Source organism: Testudinibacter sp. P80/BLE/0925, assembly GCF_053570785.1.
In genome coordinates this window covers 2,144,064-2,166,339 of sequence record NZ_CM131636.1, presented here as the reverse complement: position 1 = coordinate 2,166,339, position 22,276 = coordinate 2,144,064, and the positions used below count along the sequence as shown (strand labels likewise).

Sequence of the window (22,276 nt, the reverse complement as noted above, 5' to 3'; positions counted from 1 at the left end):
AATATTGACACTAATAGTCGGGAAAAAGATTGAAGCCGCAGGATTTTTAGCGTTTTAGTCGCTAAGATTTATTAAAAAATATTCAATTTCATCTAAAAATCTTGCGCAAAATCACAAAATGACTATTTAATTCGGATGATACTTGCTCTTCATTCAAGATTCGAGTATCTTACGCGCACAATAAAAAGCGCTATTTCAATAGCCATCTATTTGCTTTCCGAGTAGTGCCCATTTCATGGGCACTTTTTTTTTAATCAGAAAAATCGAGACATGTTGTGAAAAATAAAACATTGGGCAGCACTTTATTGGTTGCCGGAACAACGATTGGTGCCGGGATGTTGGCAATGCCGATTACCTCCGCCAGTATGGGATTTTCATTTACCGTTCTTTTGCTATTGATTTTATGGGTTTTATTGTCTTACAGTGCGTTGCTGTTTATCGAAGTGTATCAAACCGCGCGGATTGACGACGGCTTGGCTTCATTGGCGGAGCAATATTTCGGTTCTGTCGGACGGGTTATAGCAACATTGGCGCTGCTGATTTTTATGTATGCGATTTTATCGGCTTATGTCACCGGCGGAGGTTCTTTGCTCAGCGGTTTATTACCGATCATTGGCGATGATGAAACCACAACCCAAGTCAGCATTGTGTTGTTTACCGTGGTGTTAGGCATTTTTATTATTCTCGGCACATCGAGTGTGGATGCGGTCAATCGGCTGTTTTTTCTAAGCAAAATCGCTATTTTTCTGTTTGTGTTGCTGATGATGTTGCCGCGCGTTTCTTTAGATAACCTGATGGCAATGCCGCTAAATCATGCGCTGATCTTATCTGCCGCCCCGGTTTTCTTTACTTCGTTCGGCTTCCATGTGGTGCTGCCGAGTATCGTGAAATATTTAGACGGTGATGTGAAGCGCTTGCGTATCTCAGTGATTGCCGGTACCGGACTTCCATTGATTGCCTATTTGTTATGGCAGCTATCCACCCATGGCGTGCTGAGCCAATCACAATTTCTACATATTTTACAACAAGACCCTACCTTGAAAGGTTTGGTCAATGCCACCCGTGAAATCACCGGCAGTCAGATTTTAAGCGAAGCGGTGCGGCTGTTTTCTTCGTTAGCTTTGGTGACTTCGTTTTTAGGGGTGTCTTTGAGTTTATTTGATTGCTTGCATGATTTGCTCAAACGGGTCAAAGTGCGGTCAAATCGTGCGTCGCTGGGAGTATTAACCTTTGTGCCGCCATTGATTTTCGCGTTGTTTTATCCGAAAGGTTTTATTTTAGCCTTAGGCTATGCCGGGATTATGTTTGCCTTTTATGGTTTAGTGTTGCCGGTTGGTTTGGCATGGAAAGCACGCCGTTTACATCCGAACCTGCCGTATCGCGTAATTGGCGGCAATACCGCACTTGTGCTCGCATTGCTGTTGGGACTGCTGATTATCGTGATTCCGTTTTTGATTGATACCGGTTATTTACCGAAAGTGATTGGGTGATCTCAATAATCAGACATAAAAAACCTGCTGTGAAAAGCAGGTTTTTTTGTCGGCTTATTATTGCTGCAAGCAACGATTATTGCGTTGCTTGAATGGCGGTTAATGCGATGGTGTAAACAATATCATCGACTAACGCGCCGCGTGATAAGTCATTGACCGGTTTGCGCATGCCTTGCAACATTGGTCCGATAGAAACCAAATCGGCAGAGCGTTGCACCGCTTTATAGGTGGTATTGCCGGTGTTCAAATCCGGGAAGATGAATACCGTGGCTTTGCCGGCAACAGGGGAGCCGGGGGCTTTAGAGCGCGCCACATCTTCCATCACCGCCGCGTCATATTGCAACGGACCGTCAATGATCAGGTCAGGACGTTTTTCTTGTGCCAAGCGGGTCGCTTCGCGTACTTTTTCCACGTCCGAACCTTGACCGGAAGAGCCGGTAGAGTAGGAAATCATCGCCACTTTCGGATCGATACCAAAGGCTTTTGCCGAATCAGCCGATTGAATCGCAATTTCAGCCAATTGTTCCGCACTTGGATCCGGATTCACCGCACAGTCGCCATAGACCAACACTTGATCCGGCAGCAACATAAAGAAGATGGACGAAACAATGGAGTTGCCCGGTGCGGTTTTGATGATTTGCATTGGTGGGCGAATGGTGTTTGCCGTGGTGTGAACCGCACCGGAGACTAAACCATCGACTTCCGCGGCTTCTAACATCATCGTGCCTAATACCACATTGTCTTGCAGTTGTTCTTCCGCAACCACTTCGGTCATGCCTTTATTTTTACGCAACTCGACCAAACGCGCCACATAGTTTTGGCGCACCATTTTCGGATCGATAATGGTGATACCCTTGCCTAATTGAACGCCTTGCGATTCAGCAACACGGTTGACATCTTCCGGGCTTGCCAACAAGATACATTCGGCAATACCGCGTTCAGCACAAATCGCCGCCGCTTTAACCGTACGCGGTTCGTCGCCTTCCGGCAACACGATACGTTTTTTGGCGCTGCGTGCCAGTTCGGTTAATTGATAACGGAATGCCGGCGGCGACAAGCGGCGCAAACGCGAAGAAGAACCGACCAAACTGTCGATAAACTGCGGATTATATTGCGCACTGGTGAATTGTTTAATGGTTTCGATTCGTTCCGCATCATCCGGCGGCACTTCCAAATTGAAACTTTGCAGGTTGAGCGAGGTTTGCCAAGTGTTGCCTTCGACACGCACCACCGGTAAGCCGGTTTCAAAAGCTTGTTGGCACAGTTTGCTGATTTGGGTATCGATTTTATAACCCCCGGTCAGCACTAAGGCACCGATTTTGACGCCGTTCATTGCTGCCAAACAGGCTGCAACCAATACATCCGGGCGATCCGCAGAGGTCACCAACAGACTGCCGGCACGGAAATGCTCGACCATGTTCGGTAAATTACGGGCGCAGAAAGTAATGCCGTGGATACGACGGGTTTTGATTTCACCTTCATAAATGATTTGCGCATTTAAGTGCTTGGCAATATCAATCGCACGGGTTGCAATGAGGTCGGCATTCCAAGGAATACTGGCGATCAAAGTCAACGGGCTTTTTGAGAATAAATGGCGAACTTCATTGATTGAGCTTTCGTTCTCTTGGAAAGAATCAAAAATTTCGCTCAAATCCGGACGGGTGCGGCCGCTTTGATCGACCGGAGCATTAAATTTATTCACCACCACACCGACTAAATTCGGGTTGTTACGTCCGCCAAAATCACTGGCAACCGCTTCCAAACGTTCGATTAATTGGCTTGGGGTGTCCGTGCCCGGTGCGGCGACCAGAATAATTTCCGCATCCAACGCTTGCGCAATTTCATAGTTAACACCGGAGGCATAGGTGCTTTTACTGGTTGGAATCAAGCCTTCCACAATCACCAATTCGTTTTTGCTGCTTAAGGATTGGTGTTGCGCAACAATTTTTTCCAGCAACACATCGGATTGGTTTTGACCGATCAACGATTCCGCTTTACTCAGCATAATCGGTTCGCCGGTATCGACTGAGGTGCTGTTGCGCAGGATAGAGGTGGTACGGTCAATCTTATCTTCGCCACTGCTTGGTTGCGAGATCGGTTTCATAAATGCAATTTTTACGCCTTTTTGTTCAAGCGCATGCACCAAACCCAAACTGACACTGGTCAGACCGACGCCGGCACTGACGGGAGTTAAAATAATGGTACGAGACATAATAACGCCTTTTGTATATTGAATAAAAATCTTAACCAAAAAACTGCCGACTTGAGTCGGCAGCGGAAAATCTTAGTTTACGGCCAAGCGCGCTGTATCTTGGGCAATAACCAGTTCTTCATTGGTCGGGATAACCAAGGCTAATGGGGAATTATCGCTGGTAATTTTGCCGGATTTACCGAAACGCGCCGCCAAATTGCGTTCGTTATCCATGTCATAACCGAATAATTTCAGGTGTGCCAAAGTCAATTCACGGATATGCGCCGAGTTTTCACCGATACCGCCGGTAAAGACGATGGCGTCCAAACGCTCGCCGATCACCGCCATATAAGAACCGATGTATTTGGCCAAACGGTAGCTGTACACGTCGATAGCGCGTTTGGCGTCTGCTTTGCTGTCATAGTTGTCTTCCGCATAGCGGCAGTCGCTGGTCACTTCGGTCAAGCCCAATAAACCGGATTTTTTGGTCAGTGTCGTTTCGATTTCTTCCATTTTCATGCCGAGGGTATTGTACATATAGAAGATGATCGCCGGGTCGATGTCGCCGGAACGGGTTCCCATCACTAAACCTTCCAACGGGGTTAAACCCATTGAGGTGTCGATACATTCGCCGTGGCGAATCGCTGCAACCGAACCGCCGTTACCTAAGTGACAGGTGATCACGTTCACTTTATCTTCCGCAATATTCAGCTCTTTCGCCACTTCGCGGCTAACATAATAGTGGCTGGTGCCATGTGCGCCGTAGCGACGAACGCCGTGTTCTTTATACATGGAATACGGCAGGGCATATAAATAGGCTTCCTCCGGCATGGTTTGGTGGAATGCCGTATCAAATACCGCAACGTTTTTCTCTTTTAACTCAGGGAAGGCTTTAAACGCTTCTTCAATCCCGATTAAATGCGCCGGGTTGTGCAACGGCGCAAATTGTACTGCGTCACGGATACCTTCGATGACGTCGTCATTAATCAGTACGGATTGAGTAAATCTTTCACCGCCGTGTACGATACGGTGACCAATCGCCACAATACTGTCTTTTAATCCTTCGCCTTGTGGTAAAATTTGGTTCACGATAAAATTTAATGCTTCGCTATGCGCCGCACCGGCGCCCAAATCGGCATTGCCTTTTTCGCCATTCAATTTCCATTTGATACGGGCGTCTTCTAAGTGAAAAGCTTCTGCCAAACCTGACAGTTTCTCATCACCGGATTGAGGATCTAAAATGGCAAATTTCAAAGAAGAACTACCGCAGTTTAGAACCAGGATCAATTTTTGTGACATAATTTTTTAACCTATTTCATGTTGAGTTAAGTAAAGGCGCAGTATGCGCAGAAAATTATCCGATATAGGATACACTTTTGATAGAATAAAATAAATTGCAATTCGAGAGAAATCCACGCAAAACGTGATCTTTATAACGATTCATTAGCGATGAGCAGGACAACATGCACCTTTTTACCACTTTTAAGTTAGGACAACATTATCTGGAAACATGGCCGCAACAGGCAAAATTAGGCATGATTTTTCCGGAAAACCGGGTTATACGGGCGGTTCGTTTTGCGCAAAAAGCCATGCCGGCAATTGCCGTGGCGGCGATAGTCTGGCAACAAATCGCCCTGCCGGGCAATCAAATGGCGTTGGCGGCGGCAGTGCTGACCGCACTTTTCGCCCTCAGTTTTCCGTTGCAAGGGTTGTGGTGGTTAGGCAAACGTGCGCAGCAGCCGTTGGCGGAAAGCGCCAAACAAGCCTATCAAAAAATAGCCTCGCTTTTGCAACAACAGCAGGTATATCTCATCTTGGCTGAAAAACCGACTTTTATGGATTTGGCAAAGATATTAAAATCAGCCGATAAACACTTATCGGCTGATTTTTGGGAGGAATTGTAGAGTGCATTTATAATGCAATCGTTTTAAACGAACGGTTAAAATAGAGCAGTGCTTCGCCGGGTTGCAGGTCAATCGTATCAATTTCAATAAAAAAGACACTGTGCGTGCCGATATGATTATCGGCAACAATACGCCCTTGCAGATTGACCAAGGCATTGCGCAAGTGCGGTATGCCGTTTTCGGCATTTTGCCACACATCCCACGCCAAGCGTTGTTCCATCGTGCTGTCCGCCATCGCGGCAAAATGCAGCGCTAAATCTTGTTGTTCCGCCTTGAGAATATTCACTGTCACCTTGCCATTCCGTTTGATAATATCATGTACTTCGCTGGCTTGATTGATACAGACTAACAAGGTTGCCGGGGAGTCGGTAACGGAAGTTACTGAAGAAACCGTAAGCCCAATCGTGCCCGCTTCGCCGCTGGTGGTTAAAATGCTGACAGCCGATGCCAAATGCGCCATGGCATCACGGAAAGAGGATTGTGTGATCAAGAGAGTATCCTGTGTTAAAAAGCGTGTTAAAAAAATGTTTCTAAACAATAGCAGAAAACCGTTTTAAATTCGAGATCTATCGTGGCGCAACCGAGCAGGAATGTTTGCTTTGTAAATGGAATTGACCTTGATTTAAAAATTTCACTACGCAACCATAGCCTTTTTTTGTACAATAACGCCTTCATCACGCTTAGCGTTCCTTTCTATTTTTCCTAGAGTTTTTACATGATAGATTACCTGATTATCGGCATTATTATTTTCTCCCTTATCGTCAGTTTATTGCGTGGTTTTGTGCGAGAAGTGATGTCGCTCGCCAGCTGGGTGATGGCTTTTTTCGTTGCCAGCCGCTTTTATCCTTATCTTGCCGGCATGCTAACCCAAATTGAATCGGAACATATTCGTATCGGCGCCGCGATTGCCATTCTGTTTATTTGTAGTTTGATTGTCGGTGCCGTGATTAATTATATTATCGGACAATTGGTCGACAAAACCGGTTTGACCGGCACCGATCGTGTGTTAGGCGCCTGTTTCGGCGTGTTGCGCGGAGTGTTGATTGTTGCCGCTTTACTTTTCTGTGTGGATACGTTTACTAATTTTGACCAGTCCGAATGGTGGAAAAATTCAAAACTGATACCGCACTTTGGTTTTGTGGTAGAATGGTTCTTCGAACAGTTACAACAGAATTCTTCTTTTTTAACGCCTAAATCTAAATTTTAACCGTTAAATTAACTCTCAATTTATACTGCTAATTACACCGCTAAGGACGAGACAAAAATGTGTGGAATCATTGGAATTATTGGGCAGACCCCCGTTAATCAAGCTATTTACGATGGTTTGACCGTGTTGCAACACCGTGGACAGGACGCCGCCGGGATTGTAACGGTGGATAATGAAAATCGCTTCCGCTTGCGTAAAGCCAACGGCTTGGTCAGCGATACGTTCCAACAAATCCACATGACCCGTTTGCAGGGCAATGCAGGGATTGGGCATGTGCGTTATCCGACCGCAGGCAGCTCCAGCGTTTCCGAAGCACAACCGTTTTATGTCAACTCTCCTTACGGCTTAACCCTCGTCCACAACGGCAACCTGACCAACTCCGAGGAACTCAAACAAAAACTTTTCACCTTAGCCCGCCGCCACGTCAATACCAATTCCGATTCCGAAGCCCTATTAAATATTTTAGCCTATCATTTAGATCAAGCCGACGATCTAGACTTATCCGCAAATGATATTTTCAACGCAATCAGAAAAACCCATCAGGATATTCGCGGCGCTTATGCCTGTGTGGCGATGATTATCGGTTTCGGTATGATCGCATTCCGTGATCCGCACGGTATTCGACCGCTGGTATTGGGACAGCGCCAATTAGATAACGGGATTATCGAATATGCCTTTGCCTCCGAAAGCGTCGCGCTGGATGCAATCGGTTTTGAGTTTGTGCGTGATGTCAATCCGGGCGAAGCGATTTATGTTGATTTTAACGGCAATTTCTCTTCCGAACAATGTGCGGTCAACCCGGAATTGTGTCCGTGTATTTTTGAATATGTGTATTTTGCCCGCCCGGATTCCTGCATTGACGGCGTATCCGTTTATGCTGCGCGGGTACATATGGGCGAGCGTTTAGGCAAAAAAATTGCACGCGAATGGCAAGATTTGGAGATTGATGTAGTGATTCCGATTCCGGAAACCTCCACCGATATCGCCTTGCGGATTGCACACGAATTGGGCGTACCGTATCGTCAAGGTTATGTGAAAAACCGCTATGTCGGGCGTACCTTTATTATGCCGGGGCAGGAACAGCGCAAAAATTCGGTACGGCGTAAACTGAACACCATTTCCTCTGAATTTAAAGATAAAAACGTGCTGTTGGTTGATGATTCGATTGTGCGCGGCACAACCTCGGAACAGATTGTGGAAATGGCGCGCCTTGCCGGGGCAAAGAAAGTCTATTTTGCCTCCGCCGCACCTGAAATTCGCTATCCTAACGTATATGGCATTGATATGCCGACAAAAAATGAACTGATTGCTTATGGACGCAGTGTGGAAGAAATTGCCGAACTGATCGGTGTTGATCGCTTGATTTTCCAAGATTTAAACGATTTAACCGAATCGGTGCGCCAAGAAAATCCAAACATCCAACATTTTGACACTTCGGTATTTACCGGCGAATACATTACCGGTGATGTGTCAAAAGAATACTTAGAGAACATCGCGTCGGTGCGCAACGACAAAGCGAAACAAACGCAAGCAGACGCAACTAATTTAGAAATTCATAACGAAAGATAAAACTTAACGTGAAAAAACCCCGTTTAATCATTGCCATAAGTGGCGCATCCGGTGCGATTTATGGCATTCGTTTATTGCAAGTGTTGCAGCAAACCGAGATCGAAACCCATTTGATTATCAGCAATGCCGCCCGCCAAACCATTGCAATGGAAACGAATGCCAGTATCGCCGACGTGCGCTCGCTTGCCGATGTGAATTATGATATTCGTGATATTGGCGCGGCGATTTCCTCCGGCTCATACCGCACTTTAGGGATGGTGGTTGTGCCGTGTTCGATCAAAACCTTATCGGCAATCGCTCATTGCTACAGCGACGATCTGATCAGTCGCGCCGCCGATGTCTGCCTGAAAGAACGTAAACCGTTGCATTTATGCGTGCGTGAAACGCCGCTGCATTTAGGGCATTTACGCCTGATGACCCAAGCCGCCGAAATCGGCGCGCAAATCACCCCGCTCATGCCGGCGTTTTATCATCAACCGCAAACCCTCGACGACCTGATTAACCAAAGCGTCAACCGCTTGCTCGATCAGTTTGATATTGCACTGCCGCAAGATCTATTTCAGCGTTGGGGCTAATGGCATGATTAACCAAGTGGCTGACTGAAGCCTTGCAAAATGGTGCAAAAAGCGGGCAATTCTTTGAAACCTTTGTTGTGAGTGAAATTATTAAATCATTTTATAATCAAGGAATTATTGAACCGCCGCTATATTATTATCGTGATACCAATCAAAAAGAAATTGATTTGATTATTGTTGACGGGCAGACCCTCTATACCGGTTGAGATTAAAACCACGGCAGCACCGAATAAACAAATGGCGAAAAATTTTGCATTACTCACAAGCATTATTTCGCCAATAGTGAAATTACTGTTGCGCCAGGGACAATTATCAACCAATATCCGGAAAAATTATGGCTATCGGCTGATGTGGCGGCTTTACCGATTGATTACATCTAGCTCGGCAACTTGATTTCCCGAATCGCCATATTCAAGCCGTCGATCATCAATAGCCGTCCGCACAAGTTTTTACCGATATTTAACCGCACTTTGATTGCCTCCAAGGCTTGAATCGAGCCGACGACGCCAACAATCGGCGCAAGCACGCCGGCTTCGACGCAACTTAGGGTATTTTCACCGAATAGGCGGCTCAACGTGCGGTAGGTCGGGGTGTTTGCTTGATAGGTAAATACCGAAACCTGTCCTTCCATGCGGATTGCCGCGCCTGAAACCAGCGGAATTCGGGCTTTTTCACAGCAATGATCCAGTAAATTACGAATTTCAACGTTATCGGTACAATCTAATACCACATCCGCCCGAGTGACAACGTCACTTAACTCGATTTCATTCAGCTTGGCATTGATGGTTTCAATTTGAATATGCGGATTTAATTTCTGTAGTGAAAGTTGCGCCGACCGCACTTTGGGCATGTCTAAACGGCTGTCATCGTGCAACACTTGCCGTTGCAGATTTGACAGCGACACCGTGTCAAAATCCAACAGCGTTAAATGTCCGACACCGGTAGTTGCTAAATATTGCGCGGCGGCACAGCCTAAACCGCCCAAACCGACAATCAACATTTTGCTGGCTTTCAGCTTTTCCTGTCCGTCAAAATCAACCGCTTTCAGGATAATTTGGCGGTTGTAACGCAATTCTTCTTGATAACTTAATTCGGTCATTTTAAGCACTTAATTTAAAATAGCGGTATCGAACGGTTCAATCGTAACCGTTTCGCCGACAGCAACATTGCCACGTTCCTGTTCCAACACGATAAAACAGTTGCTGGCAACAAACGAGCTAAACATATGCGAGCCTTGAAAACCGACTGAGCGCACTTCCAGTTTGCCTTCCGCATTGACGCTGTAAAATCCACGTTGAAAATCCAAACGGCCGGGGGCTTTTTTCAGCGGCGTGGTTGCAACGGCAGTTAATTGCATGGGTTTTTGCCATTCGGCATAGCCGCTTAATTTGGCAATCACCGGTTGGACTAATTGATAAAACGTGACCAAGGCTGAAACCGGATTGCCCGGCAAGCCGCAGAACCACGCCTTTTCCAATTTGCCAAAGGCAAAGGGTTTGCCCGGTTTGATTGCCAGTTTCCAAAAATTAATTTGCCCTAGTTTTTCCAATACGGTTTTGGTGAAATCCGCTTCACCGACCGAGACACCGCCGCTGGTGATCAACAAATCCGCTTGCTGCTGGGCTTGGGTAAATTTTTGTTCAAACAGAGTAGCATCATCAGGCAAAATGCCGTAATCCAGAATTTCACAATGCCATTTTTCTAACATCAGTTTGACTGCAAAACGATTGGTGTCATAAATTTGCCCGCTTTTTAGCGGCTGTCCGACCGCAACCAATTCATCGCCGGTTGAAATCAATGCCACTTTTAACCGTTTGAAAACACGGACTTTTTCAATACCTAAAGAGGCAAGCAGCGGCAATGAAAGTGCGGTCAGTTTCGCCCCTTGTTTCAACACGATTTCACCGGCTTTGACATCCTCGCCGATACGGCGGATATTTTGCCCGGCTTTCACCGGCGCAGTAAAGCGCACGTTACCGTCGCTATCAAGTTCCGCCTGTTCCTGCATAATCACTGCATCGCAACCATATGGAATCATCGCACCGGTCATAATTCTGACCGCACTTTGCGCCGTCCAATCGCCAATAAAAGGCGAACCGGCGAAACTTTTTCCGGCAATGGGTAGAGTTTGATTTTGTTGTAGATCGGCAAGGCGCACCGCGTAACCGTCCATCGCCGAATTATCAAAATTCGGCACATTAATCGGCGAGGCAATATCTTCGGCACAAATGCGGTTTTGCGCTTGATCCAATGGAATGAGTTCGGTTTGTGCGTCCGCCGGAAAGGGAAGTGCGCTAACGATCTGATTTAATGCTTGTGCAAGGGTTAATAATTGATTCATACAAGGTCCTCAGTAAAATAATGGCGCTATTTTAGTCTTATTTTAACGTTATTTCGCATGATAATAATTAATTTTTCGCGTTTTTTTTGCTAGAATGGCGCACTTAATTTTAACTGGAGTAATAAATGAGCAATATTTCTGTTGAAGCCGCCAAAGTGCGCGATGCCTTGTTGGCGAAAGGGATTGAAACCCCGATGAAAAGTGTGGGTTTAAGTTTGGAACAGCGCCGTAAACAAATTGAAAAACATATGCGCGAAGTGTTGCAGCTGATCGGCTTGGATTTAACGGACGATAGTATTGAAGAAACGCCGGTTAGAATGGCGAAAATGTATCTTGATGAAATTTTCACCGGCATGGATTACGCCAATTTCCCGAAAATCACCAATATTCGCAACCGCATGAAAGTCAGCGAAATGGTGTTGGTGAACGATGTTACGTTAACCAGCACCTGTGAACACCATTTTGTCACCATCGACGGCAAGGTTTCGGTGGCGTATTATCCGAAAGATTGGGTGATCGGTTTGTCAAAGATTAACAGGGTAGTTGCATTCTTGGCGCAACGTCCGCAAGTGCAGGAACGCTTAACCGAGCAGGTTTTGACCGCACTTCAAACCATTTTGCAGACTGAAGATGTGGCGGTTTATGTGAAAGCCACTCATTTTTGCGTAAAATGCCGTGGGATTAAAGATACCAATAGTTACACCGTCACTTCAGCTTTCGGTGGCGTTTTTCTCGAAGACAGAGAAACGAGAAAAGAATTTCTTAGCTTGATTAGCAAATAATAATAAAAGACTGACTTATTAAAAATCCACTGAATAGTGGATTTTTTTATCGCGACAATACACAGATCAAATATCCCGTTTCCAACAGATTTCATCATAACAATCGTTGTTTTTTGTTGAAATAATGTCATCCCAAATAACGCCATCAATCAATTTCACCTTACACTTACAAAATAATGACGTTGTAATTTCAATAAGGATAACTGATTAAAACCACGTGCCAAATCAGCCTAGAGCGGCGACTTTCTGCGATTTCATTCATTTTCATCCTTGTGTATAACCCTGTGATTTATTTAACCCGTAGCGGTCACTCACCGCATAACTGATTTCGCATAATGCATATTATGTTAAATAAAGGAAATTAACAAGTCACTTTTATGTCACTTCGGATATCCTCTGTTTTTGTGACGCTGTCTTGATAAATTGCATTATTTATTCAGATAAAAATCCGTCCATGCTTCACATTCATTTCGGTTTAGATTGCAATTACAACGGATAACACGATTTGATTTGATGAAAAGATAAATTTTTTAAATTCGCCCGTACTCCCTTTAGAAATATCAGGCTTTAGCAATTTGAAGATAAGGATAAAACTAAAATCCCTTTTATTCATATTCGGATTTCAAATTACCCTACAGGTTGATGATTGGGATTCTAAATATTTTATAAATGATAACGGTTGTGATTGTTTTATTTATTAATAAGTTACGGTCATTTTTTGTCTTTTTTGCTTTTATTTGAGTGTAATTCGGCGTATTATGTTCAAGGTAACTGCTATTAATGTCTCAATTTTAATAGTTTTCCTCAAATATCAATCACTTTTTGAAAAGGACATAGCTATGTTAGACAAAAAAGTCATCAATAAGCTAAACGAACAAATTAATCTTGAGTTCTACTCTTCTAATTTATACCTGCAAATGAGCGCATGGTGTTCGCAAAAAGGATTCGAAGGTGCGGCACAATTTCTGTTACGACACGCCGATGAAGAAATGCAGCATATGCAGAAACTATTCCAATATTTGAATGATACCGGGATTATGCCGGTGTTGGGCGAACTGGACGCGCCGCAAGCGGAATTTTCTTCGTTAAAAGAAGTGTTCGAACTGACGCTGGAACATGAAAAATTTATCACGAAAAAAATTAATAAACTGGTTGAAGTCACCTTTGAGTGCGGCGATCAATCCAGTTTCAATTTCTTACAATGGTACGTTGCCGAGCAACATGAAGAAGAAAAGCTGTTCAACAGTATCATCGACAAATTCAATCTGTTAGGCGACTCAGGTTTATCGCTCTACTTCATCGACAAAGAATTAGCCACATTACAATAAGGAAGAGATCATGTTATCGAAAAACGTTATTGATGCATTAAATGCACAACTGAATTTAGAATTTTTCTCCTCTAATCTTTATCTGCAAATGAGCGCTTGGTGTGAGAAAAACGGCTTTCCCGGTGCGGCTCGGTTTTTATTGGCGCACGCCGATGAAGAAATGCAGCATATGCGCCGTTTGTTCACATACCTGACCGAAACCGGCGCGTTGGCGGTGATTGGTAAAATTGAAGCGCCGCAATCGGATTTTGATTCGTTAAAAGAGATTTTTGAATTGACCTATAAACATGAAAAATTGGTCACCTCAAAAATCAACGAATTAGTTGCGATGACCTTTGAAGACAAAGACTTCTCTTCTTTCAACTTCCTGCAATGGTATGTTGCCGAACAGCACGAAGAAGAAAAATTATTCAGTGGTATTCTGGATAAATTTAATTTGGTCGGCACCGATGGTCGCGGCTTGTACCATATCGATGGCGATTTAGCGACGCTGTCGGCGGCGACTGCGGAAAACGCAACAGGCTAAAAACTAACCGCACTTCCTCTTTTACCTAAGCCTGCTTTTCTCTCGGAATAAGCGGGCTTTTTGCGGCTAAGCTTATTGGCTGCTATCCGTTTGCTCCGATTCCGACTCAAGTGCGGTTGGCGGATGATACTGGCAACTGCGATAGCTGAATGCCCCAATTAAAATAATCATTGCACTTAAAAGCTGAATCAAGCGCTTTTTTGTCAATTTTTCTGCTGCCATTTTGTATCCTTGTCATTTTAATACTTCTTATATATCTTGAATAATGCTAAAATTATTGAGATAGATCAATTTTTTCTTTAAAAGGTGTGAAGAATGACCCCAATGAATATTTCTGCTGTACGCGTCCAATCTGGTGGCTGCGCCATTCACTGTCAAGAATGTAGCATCAGTACGCTGTGTATTCCATTCACATTAAACAATCAGGAATTGGATCAACTTGACAATATTATAGAGCGAAAAAAACCGATTCAGAAATCACAAGTGATGTTTAAAGCCGGTGATCCGTTGCGCTCCTTATACGCCATCCGTTCCGGCACGATTAAAACCTATACCATTAGCGAAACCGGCGAAGAACAAATTACCTCTTTTCATCTACCGGGCGATTTAGTCGGTTTTGATGCGATCACCGATATGCGCCATCCAAGCTTTGCCCAAGCGTTGGAAACGGCGATGGTGTGTGAAATTCCATTCGATATTTTGGATGATCTTGCCGGCAAAATGCCGAAACTCAGGCAACAAATTATGCGTCTGATGAGCAGCGAAATCAAAAGCGATCAAGCGATGATTTTATTGCTATCGAAAATGAATGCCGAAGAGCGGTTAGCCGCGTTTATCAATAATTTGTCACAGCGCTACTCTGCACGTGGCTTCTCATCGAAGGAGTTCGGTTTAACCATGACCCGCGGCGATATTGCCAATTATCTTGGCTTGACCGTCGAAACCATCAGCCGCTTATTGGGGCGTTTCAAGAAAAACGGGATTCTTTCGGTGCAAGGCAAATTTATCACGATCACCGATTTAGACAAATTACGCGCACTGGCTGATTCGACAAAATGTAAGACGCATACATCATAATGCCTTACTCATCAAAAAATGACCGAAGATAGTTGTTGTTTAATAAAATATCCTCTATATTGATAGTGTTCTCCCACTATGAATTTGGAGGTTATTATTATGCGTTTCAATAATATTTTGGTTGTTATCGACCCCATGCTGGACACTCAGCCCAGCCTTTTACGCGCATTACATCTGGCAAAACAGCTTAAAAAAGCCGACACGCCTGCCAAGCTGACTCTCTTCCTCTCTTTATATGATTTTTCCTTTGAAATGAGCGCGATGTTATCCGCCGAAGAACGGGAAAGTATGCACAGCGGCATTATCAGTCAAAAAGAAGAATGGCTGGCAGAACTCATTCGCGAGACGGTGCCGGCCGATTCCGGGATTGAAATCAAAACGTCCGTGGTATGGAAAAGTCGCGATTATGAAGCGATTATTGAACAGGTTGAGCTTGGTAAACATGATTTGGTCGTGAAAGACGCCAAACCCGCCGAAGGCTTGGAAGCCTTGATTTTTACCCCGACCGACTGGCAACTGCTACGTAAGTGCCCTTGCCCGGTGCTGATGGTGAAAGAACACGAATGGCAGCCGGAAGGTCGGATTTTGGTGGCGGTCAATGTTGCCGATGATGAAGATTATCACGATATTTTAAATAAGAAATTAGTCAATTCCAGTTTGGATTTGGCGAATGTGCTTGCCGCCGGACGAATTCATTTGGTCACCGCCTACCCGACTACGCCGGTGAATATGGCGATTGACCTGCCTGAATTTAACCCGAATGCTTATACCGACAGCATTCGCGGACAGCATTTGATCAATATGAAAGCGTTGCGCCAGCACTTCTCAATTAACGAAGATCATACCCATGTTGAAGAAGGGTTGCCGGAAGAAGTGATTCCGCAGGTTGCCGAAAAAATCAAAGCCGAATTGGTCGTGTTAGGTACGATCGGACGCACCGGATTGTCCGCCGCCTTTTTGGGCAATACCGCCGAACACGTGATTGGGCGTCTGAATTGCGACGTATTGGCAATCAAACCGGATCCTTACGAACTGGAACAGATGAATAACAGCCAAGACTAAACATTAAAGAGGCTTTCCGCGCTGAAAGCCTTTCTTTAGCCTAACCGCACTTTCACGCAATTTAATTGGCAATAATAATTGGTTATTATCTATCCAAAGCTATTCCCTATCAAAGCTATCAATAATACACATTGGTATTGCAAGGTCTTTATCCCTATACTGATTAGGTGAATTAAACATAACAATGAAGGAGAAAAATTATGACGACAAATATCGGATTAGATCAGGGAAAGTCAGTAAAGTTGGCAGAAAAATTAAACGTTCTGCTGGCAAACTATCAAGTTTTCTACATGAATGTGCGTGGTTATCACTGGAATATTACCGGTCCTAATTTCTTCGAATTACATACTAAATTTGAAGAAATTTATGACGACTTGGTGATTAAGATTGATGAAATCGCAGAACGTATCCTGACCTTGGGACAACGTCCGCTGCACGCTTTTGCGGATTATCTTGCCCTTTCGGATATCCAAACGCATACCAATGCCGTAACCGATCAAGAAACCTTACAAGGCACGATGGCGGGTCTAAAATCGCTGTTGATTTTACAGCGCGAGATTCTCGGTTTGGCGGCGGAAGCCGACGATGAAGGTACGGCCTCGCAAATGAGCGACTATATTAAGGAACAGGAAAAACTGATTTGGATGTTGAACGCCACCTCGGCGCGTTAAATTTCCCAAGGTTTCTTGGTGTAAGTAACAAAAAACGGCACGTTATAGCGTGCCGTTTGCTTTTATACTATTAATCAGGAATTAACGCAGAATCAAAATCGGTTTACGGCTATAACGCGCCACTTTGACCGTATTGGAACTTAATCCGTCTTTATTGTCATCTTTCGACGCCATCATAATGATTAAATCCACATTTTTCTCTTCCGCAACGCGATTGACCTCTTCATAAATCGTCCCGTAAGCGACGATATGCTGCACTTTGCTATCTGCCGGAAAGACATTACGGGTGAACTCATGCAGTTTTTTATTCGCTTCCGCCAACACATCCTTATCAAAATTGGTCGGCAAAAAGGAAGAAACAATGCTGTTACTTGGCGCCGAGACAATGCCGGCAACACGATAAACCGTGTCCGGATTGTTTTTCGTCATCTCAAGTGCGGTTTCCGCCAATTTTTTCGCCATCGGAATATAACCGAGATCGATTACAATCAAAATATTTTTAAACATAGTCTTACTCACTCCGTTCAGATAATAATTTACGGCGGCGTTGAACCAAGGCTAAGCCTGCCAATAATGCCAATGCCGGAATAAACATCCATTCTTTCGGCAACGTATTGTGACGTGGTAACGCCACGCTCAAAATGGTTTGATCCCAATTCAGACCTGCTTTTGCCGCTTTTGAGTCCATTTGTGCGTCATCAATGATGACTTTATCGATTTCCTCGCCGTCCACCTCGATTTTCTCACCGGTCGATAACAAGGTTAAACCCAAGTTTTGAATGCGCGCTTCTCCGCTCTCACCTTCCGGCACATCAAGTTGGGCGAAGAATTCAATCGGCGAACCATATTGATTGATTCCGGCAACTTTTAAGGTCAAACGCTCTCCGACCGGGGCATTAGCGATTTCCTCAACCAGATGAATCGGTTCAATGTGACGCTCGGTCGGGGAAATATATTCCATAAAGAAGCCCGGACGGAACAACATAAACGAAATCAATAAAAGTAGGATGGTTTCCCACCATTTATTATGATGGACGAAATAACGCATACTCGCTGCGGTAAACGCCAAAATGGCAATCGTGGCAACAATGAAGACCATGATCCCTTTGGCTAAACCCACGTTAATCAACAATAAATCGGTATTGAAGATAAACAAGAACGGTAAAAGTGCGGTCCGTAAGCTATAACCGAACGCCACCAATCCGGTTTGAATCGGCTTTCCGCCGGACACTGCGGCGGCGGCAAAGGATGCCAATCCGACCGGCGGTGTCACGTCAGCCATAATGCCAAAGTAAAATACGAATAAATGCACGGCAATCAACGGCACAATCAAACCGTTTTGACGCCCGACTTCAACGATAACCCCGGCCATCAATGACGATACCACGATATAGTTGGCGGTGGTCGGCAAGCCCATGCCCAAGATCAGGCTGAACATCGCCACCAAAATCAGCATTAGCAGAATATTACCCATGGATAAAAATTCGATAATGCTCGATAATTGCACGCCAAAACCAGTCAATGCGACCACACCGACGATAATCCCGGCGGTTGCGGTGGCTATACCGATCCCAATCATGTTGCGTGCGCCGCTTTCCAAACCGGTGACTAAATCATTGAAACCTTGTTTGGTTGCGTCCCAAACCGCACTTTGACGGTGCGTACTCCGACGACGATAAAAACTCAAAATCGGACGTTGGGTCAAGAGAATAAAACATAAAGCCAAACTGCCCCAAAACGCCGATAAGCCCGGTGACATTCTCTCCACCATGAGACACCAAATCAAAATCACCACCGGCAACAAGAAATGCAGCCCTGCGTTCACGGTTGGTTTGACTGAGGGTAATTTCACTACCGGCGAATTCGGATCGTCAATTTCCAAATCATCAAATTTCGCAACGCGTTTCAGCAACAATAAATAGACAACGCCGACCAGCACTGAAATAATCGCCAATGAATGATCCGGTGTAATGTCTTTTATCCAAGATAATCCGTATTCAATCGCGAAATACAGCACGCAAATCGTGATAAAGCTGCCTAAGGCGCGCAACAAGCTGATCACCCAAGGTTTCGCCGCGTCTGCCCTTTCCAGCCCTTGCAAATTCATTTTGCAGGCTTCCAAATGGACGATATAAACCAAGGCGATATACGAAATCACGGCAGGTAAAAATGCGTGCGTGATTAACTGGTTATACGGCATATTGACGTATTCGATCATTAAAAATGCCGCCGCGCCCATTACCGGCGGCATGATTTGTCCGTTCACCGACGAGGCGACCTCTACCGCACCGGCTTTTTCCGCCGAAAAACCAACCCGTTTCATCATCGGAATCGTGAAGGTACCGGTAGTAACCACATTGGCAATCGAAGAACCGGAAATCAAACCGGTTAAGCCGGAAGCAACGACCGCCGCTTTAGCCGGACCGCCGCGCAAATGCCCTAAATAAGCAAATGCCGTTTTGATGAAATAGTTGCCTGCACCGGCTTTATCCAATAAGGCGCCGAATAACACAAACAAGAAAACGTATTTGGTGGAAACGCCTAATGCAACTCCGAACACCCCCTCGGTGGTAATCCATTGTTGGTTGATGATATGTGACAAGCTGCCGGTACGGTGGCTGATAATCCAGCCGGTCGGGAAGAATTGCCCGAAATAGTTATACAGTAAAAATACCCCTGCAATAATCACTAATGGCAGGCCCAAACTGCGACGGCAAGCTTCCAGTAGTAACAAAATACCGATAATACCGACCACGATATCCTGCGTATTCGGTGCGCCGAAACGGGTAATCAAACTGTCATAGAAAAACAGATAGTATGAGGCGCAAAAGGTAGCAACGATGGCAAAAATCCAATCTGGCAACGGCACACGGTGAATCGGTGATGATTTAAACGCCGGATAGGAAAGGTATGCTAAGAATAAGGCAAAGGCAAGGTGAACGGAACGGGCCTTGGTGTCGTCAAACACCACATTGATCGAGCCTAAACCGATTGAACGTAACGCTTCCTGAAATACGAAAGGCAAGGGGGAAGCATAATAAATTTGAAATAACGACCAAAGAATTGCGACCCCGAAAATTAATTTTTTAGTAAAGCCATAGGGGTTGCGTCCGCCGGCGTCGTTCGCTGCCACCATGTCTTGCAAATCATCTTGGTCAAAGGGTTTATTTTTTGTGTCTAACATAGTCCTTTTCCCTATTAAAGTTATAAACTGCAAAGGCAGGGATCAGTCCCTGCCTTTAATTTCATCAAGTTAAGCGGATAAATTACATCCAGCCTCTTTCTTTGTAGTAACGCACCGCGCCGTCATGCAAGGGGGCGGATAATGCGTTTTTGATCATTTCGTCTTCTTTCAAATTAGCAAACGCCGGATGTAAACGTTTGAAACGATCGAAATTATCAAATACCGCTTTCACCACGGCGTAGACTTGATCATCACTGACATCGGCAGACGTTACCAAGGTGGCATAAACCCCGAAAGTATTGGTCGGATCATCGGAACCGGCATATAAACCGCCCGGAATCACCGCTTTCGCATAATAACTGTGATCGGCGACCAATTTGTCAATGGCTTCGCCTTCAACCGGCACTAAATGCGCGGCACAAGAAGCCGCCGCTTCTTTTAACGCACCGTTCGGGTGTCCGACGTTATAGGTGATCGCGTCTAAGTTATTATCACACATCACTGACGCCATTTCTGCCGGTTTCAATTCGGAAGCAACTTTAAAGGCGGAATCATTCCACCCTTTTGCCGCTAAAATCACATTCATGGTAGCACGCGTACCGGAACCCGGATCACCGACGTTGACACGTTTGCCTTTCAGATCATCGAATGATTTGATACCGGCATCGTCACGCGCCATTACGGTGAACGGTTCAGGGTGAATTGAAAATACGGCTCTCAATTTGTCATTTTTCTTGCCTTCGAACGAACTGGTGCCGTTATAAGCGTGGTATTGCCAGTCGGACTGTGCAATTCCCATATCCATTTGTTTGGCGGCAATCGCATTTAAGTTAGCGACGGAAGCACCGGTGGAAGGAGCGTTACATTTAACGCCGCTGTTGGCGGAATCACGGTTAACCAATTGGCAAATTGACTGACCGACGACGTAATAAACCCCGGTTTGTCCGCCTGTGCCGATGGTCACAAACTGCTCTGCCGCCATCACCCCGGCTGAAGCCGCCATTAAACCTGAAACTAATGATAATTTAAACAGTTTTTTCATACTTGCTCCTTCTTATTTTGAGGTTAGCTCAGTGATTGAGAAAATTGAGAAAGGTCGAAACCGCACTTTTGCTTGAATGCTTGAACATCACCTGCGGTTTGTTCCATAACATATACAAAGGTTATATAAATTGCAACCGCCAAACCGTCGACTTGATGACTTTTTTAACAAATTTGAAAAATAATTGATTTTTATATAAAAAGATTATAAATCACTTAAACTCCATTCAAATTTATTTATAACATTTTGCCATTTATTATCTAACCCCGCCTTGATCGTCAGCATTTTTCCGCTGCGTGGGTGGGCAAAGCAGATTGATCGGGCATGCAACATTAAGCGTACACAATCCAACTCTTGTGCAAAAGTGCGGTTTTGGCGCAGATCACCATAGGCGGTATCGCCGATAATCGGGTGACGCAGATGACGTAAGTGACGGCGTAACTGGTGTTTGCGTCCGGTTATCGGTGAAAGCCGTACCAGACTGTAACGCGCGGTTGGAAATTTACCTGCCGGATACGGCATTTCGATTTGCTGCAAAGTGCGGTAATCGGTGACCGCACTTTGCGCTTCTTTTTCCGGCGAACTGAATTTATCGGCGATTTTATCCGGTTGCACTTTGAGCGGATAATCAATCCTGCCCTCGCCGTCTAAATAACCGCGTACCACCGCCAAATACTGCTTTTCAATCTGTTTTTGTTCAAATTGTCGGCTTAACGCGCGCGCAGTCTCCGAATTTAGCGCCAACACCAATACGCCTGACGTCGGGCGATCTAAACGGTGCACGGTATAAACGTGCCGCCCGATTTGATCGCGCAGGGTTTGTAACACAAACCGCGTCTCATGCTTGTCCAACCAACTACGGTGCACCAACATGCCCGCCGGTTTGTTAATCACGATAATATCCTGATCGTGATACAAAATTTCTAATACGACAGGCGAATTATCAGCAATCATTGAGCAACGCTTCTATTTTATTCAAGGGTTGTAACAGCAATTCCAACTGTTCCTGTTCTGCCATTGCTTCTTCGATATAGGGCGAAACGGCGATTTTGTTCGGCAGATTGGCACCGCAATCCAAAAGTGCGGTCATACGCGGAATAAAAATCCATTGCAGCCATTCATGGGGATCTAAAGTGTCGAGATGAAACGGTTGTTCACTGTTTAAGCGTGCTGCGGTTGGCGCTACGGTTTGCCATAATTCAAGCCGGACTAAGTTTTGTTGTAGTTGCGCCAAATGTTGGCGCAATAATGTTTGATTGGACATCGCTTATATTCCTATCTCATGAAATTTGCGTTATTGTAATCCAACTTCGGTAAAAGCCGGAGA

General features: G+C 45.0%; 22 protein-coding genes and 1 pseudogene. 12 read left to right on the top strand and 11 right to left on the bottom strand.

Annotated elements, in window-relative coordinates:
• Positions 1-275: 275 nt before the first annotated feature.
• The gene (locus tag ACWA5Z_RS10520) at positions 276-1,490 is read left to right on the top strand and encodes an aromatic amino acid transport family protein (RefSeq protein ID WP_431052143.1); all 1,215 of its coding nucleotides are present in this window, start codon (positions 276-278) and stop codon (positions 1,488-1,490) included.
• Positions 1,491-1,566: 76 nt separating this feature from the next.
• Here ACWA5Z_RS10520 and pta read toward each other — a convergent pair whose 3' ends face one another.
• Together pta and ACWA5Z_RS10510 are read right to left on the bottom strand one after the other, a co-directional pair.
• Positions 1,567-3,702 carry a phosphate acetyltransferase gene (gene pta / locus ACWA5Z_RS10515; RefSeq protein ID WP_431052141.1) on the bottom strand — a complete coding sequence of 712 codons (2,136 nt, stop codon included), beginning with the start codon at positions 3,700-3,702 and terminating at the stop codon, positions 1,567-1,569.
• Between the two features lie 72 nt (positions 3,703-3,774).
• The gene (locus ACWA5Z_RS10510; RefSeq protein ID WP_431052139.1) at positions 3,775-4,980 is read right to left on the bottom strand and encodes an acetate kinase; all 1,206 of its coding nucleotides are present in this window, start codon (positions 4,978-4,980) and stop codon (positions 3,775-3,777) included.
• A gap of 164 nt (positions 4,981-5,144) precedes the next feature.
• On the opposite strand from ACWA5Z_RS10510, the gene yfbV reads away from it, so the two are divergent.
• Positions 5,145-5,585 carry a terminus macrodomain insulation protein YfbV gene (yfbV, locus tag ACWA5Z_RS10505; RefSeq protein ID WP_431052137.1) on the top strand — a complete coding sequence of 147 codons (441 nt, stop codon included), beginning with the start codon at positions 5,145-5,147 and terminating at the stop codon, positions 5,583-5,585.
• Positions 5,586-5,592: 7 nt separating this feature from the next.
• On the opposite strand, the gene ACWA5Z_RS10500 is transcribed toward yfbV, so the two are convergent.
• The gene (locus tag ACWA5Z_RS10500; protein WP_431054339.1) at positions 5,593-6,045 is read right to left on the bottom strand and encodes a flavin reductase; all 453 of its coding nucleotides are present in this window, start codon (positions 6,043-6,045) and stop codon (positions 5,593-5,595) included.
• A 255-nt stretch (positions 6,046-6,300) separates the two neighbouring features.
• Between ACWA5Z_RS10500 and ACWA5Z_RS10495 the strand changes: the two genes are divergently transcribed.
• The 4 genes and pseudogenes from ACWA5Z_RS10495 to ACWA5Z_RS10480 all read left to right on the top strand — a co-directional run.
• On the top strand, positions 6,301-6,792 hold the full coding sequence (locus ACWA5Z_RS10495) for a CvpA family protein (protein ID WP_431052135.1): 492 nt from the start codon (positions 6,301-6,303) through the stop codon (positions 6,790-6,792).
• A 57-nt stretch (positions 6,793-6,849) separates the two neighbouring features.
• A complete protein-coding gene (gene purF / locus ACWA5Z_RS10490) occupies positions 6,850-8,361 on the top strand; it encodes an amidophosphoribosyltransferase (protein ID WP_431052133.1) in 1,512 nt (503 codons plus the stop codon).
• 8 nt (positions 8,362-8,369) lie between these two features.
• Positions 8,370-8,936 carry a UbiX family flavin prenyltransferase gene (locus ACWA5Z_RS10485; RefSeq protein ID WP_431052131.1) on the top strand — a complete coding sequence of 189 codons (567 nt, stop codon included), beginning with the start codon at positions 8,370-8,372 and terminating at the stop codon, positions 8,934-8,936.
• Positions 8,930-9,316 (top strand): annotated as a pseudogene (locus ACWA5Z_RS10480) (DUF4143 domain-containing protein); the annotation flags it as partial. The gene ACWA5Z_RS10485 and the pseudogene ACWA5Z_RS10480, both read left to right, overlap by 7 nt.
• Here ACWA5Z_RS10480 and moeB read toward each other — a convergent pair.
• Both moeB and moeA read right to left on the bottom strand, forming a co-directional pair.
• Positions 9,313-10,035 (bottom strand): molybdopterin-synthase adenylyltransferase MoeB, encoded by a 723-nt coding sequence (moeB, locus tag ACWA5Z_RS10475; protein WP_431052129.1) that lies wholly within the window; start codon positions 10,033-10,035, stop codon positions 9,313-9,315. The pseudogene ACWA5Z_RS10480 and the gene moeB sit on opposite strands and share 4 nt — an antisense overlap.
• Positions 10,036-10,044: 9 nt before the next feature.
• Complete coding sequence (gene moeA / locus ACWA5Z_RS10470) at positions 10,045-11,277, bottom strand: molybdopterin molybdotransferase MoeA (RefSeq protein ID WP_431052127.1); 1,233 nt, start codon at positions 11,275-11,277, stop codon at positions 10,045-10,047.
• A gap of 125 nt (positions 11,278-11,402) precedes the next feature.
• Between moeA and folE the strand changes: the two genes are divergently transcribed.
• The 3 genes from folE to ftnA (ACWA5Z_RS10455) all read left to right on the top strand — a co-directional run bounded on the left by folE (position 11,403) and on the right by ftnA (ACWA5Z_RS10455) (position 13,913).
• On the top strand, positions 11,403-12,059 hold the full coding sequence (gene folE / locus ACWA5Z_RS10465; RefSeq protein WP_431052125.1) for a GTP cyclohydrolase I FolE: 657 nt from the start codon (positions 11,403-11,405) through the stop codon (positions 12,057-12,059).
• Between the two features lie 839 nt (positions 12,060-12,898).
• Positions 12,899-13,387 carry a non-heme ferritin gene (gene ftnA, locus ACWA5Z_RS10460; RefSeq protein WP_431052123.1) on the top strand — a complete coding sequence of 163 codons (489 nt, stop codon included), beginning with the start codon at positions 12,899-12,901 and terminating at the stop codon, positions 13,385-13,387.
• Positions 13,388-13,397: 10 nt separating this feature from the next.
• Positions 13,398-13,913 (top strand): non-heme ferritin, encoded by a 516-nt coding sequence (gene ftnA, locus ACWA5Z_RS10455; RefSeq protein WP_431052121.1) that lies wholly within the window; start codon positions 13,398-13,400, stop codon positions 13,911-13,913.
• Positions 13,914-13,985: 72 nt separating this feature from the next.
• On the opposite strand, the gene ACWA5Z_RS10450 is transcribed toward ftnA (ACWA5Z_RS10455), so the two are convergent.
• Positions 13,986-14,135, bottom strand: a complete 150-nt coding sequence (locus ACWA5Z_RS10450; RefSeq protein ID WP_431052119.1) for a hypothetical protein — start codon at positions 14,133-14,135, stop codon at positions 13,986-13,988.
• A 93-nt stretch (positions 14,136-14,228) separates the two neighbouring features.
• Here ACWA5Z_RS10450 and ACWA5Z_RS10445 point away from each other — a divergent pair, with 93 nt between their 5' ends.
• The 3 genes from ACWA5Z_RS10445 (at position 14,229) to ACWA5Z_RS10435 (ending at position 16,723) form a co-directional block, all read left to right on the top strand.
• Complete coding sequence (locus ACWA5Z_RS10445; protein WP_431052117.1) at positions 14,229-14,990, top strand: FNR family transcription factor; 762 nt, start codon at positions 14,229-14,231, stop codon at positions 14,988-14,990.
• A gap of 99 nt (positions 14,991-15,089) precedes the next feature.
• Positions 15,090-16,052, top strand: coding sequence for a universal stress protein UspE (gene uspE / locus ACWA5Z_RS10440; RefSeq protein ID WP_431052115.1), 963 nt, complete (start codon positions 15,090-15,092; stop codon positions 16,050-16,052).
• Positions 16,053-16,252: 200 nt separating this feature from the next.
• Positions 16,253-16,723 carry a Dps family protein gene (locus tag ACWA5Z_RS10435; protein WP_431052113.1) on the top strand — a complete coding sequence of 157 codons (471 nt, stop codon included), beginning with the start codon at positions 16,253-16,255 and terminating at the stop codon, positions 16,721-16,723.
• Positions 16,724-16,804: 81 nt separating this feature from the next.
• On the opposite strand, the gene ACWA5Z_RS10430 is transcribed toward ACWA5Z_RS10435, so the two are convergent.
• The 5 genes from ACWA5Z_RS10430 to ACWA5Z_RS10410 all read right to left on the bottom strand — a co-directional run bounded on the left by ACWA5Z_RS10430 (position 16,805) and on the right by ACWA5Z_RS10410 (position 22,213).
• Positions 16,805-17,230 carry a universal stress protein gene (locus tag ACWA5Z_RS10430; RefSeq protein ID WP_431052111.1) on the bottom strand — a complete coding sequence of 142 codons (426 nt, stop codon included), beginning with the start codon at positions 17,228-17,230 and terminating at the stop codon, positions 16,805-16,807.
• 4 nt (positions 17,231-17,234) lie between these two features.
• Positions 17,235-19,907: a TRAP transporter permease gene (locus tag ACWA5Z_RS10425; protein WP_431052109.1), complete on the bottom strand. Its 2,673-nt coding sequence runs from the start codon at positions 19,905-19,907 to the stop codon at positions 17,235-17,237.
• Between the two features lie 82 nt (positions 19,908-19,989).
• On the bottom strand, positions 19,990-20,949 hold the full coding sequence (locus ACWA5Z_RS10420) for a TAXI family TRAP transporter solute-binding subunit (protein WP_431052107.1): 960 nt from the start codon (positions 20,947-20,949) through the stop codon (positions 19,990-19,992).
• A gap of 204 nt (positions 20,950-21,153) precedes the next feature.
• Positions 21,154-21,903, bottom strand: coding sequence for a tRNA pseudouridine(65) synthase TruC (gene truC / locus ACWA5Z_RS10415; protein ID WP_431052106.1), 750 nt, complete (start codon positions 21,901-21,903; stop codon positions 21,154-21,156).
• Positions 21,893-22,213 (bottom strand): YqcC family protein, encoded by a 321-nt coding sequence (locus ACWA5Z_RS10410; protein ID WP_431052104.1) that lies wholly within the window; start codon positions 22,211-22,213, stop codon positions 21,893-21,895. The genes truC and ACWA5Z_RS10410 overlap by 11 nt, the downstream gene beginning before the upstream one ends.
• Positions 22,214-22,276 lie beyond the last annotated feature (63 nt).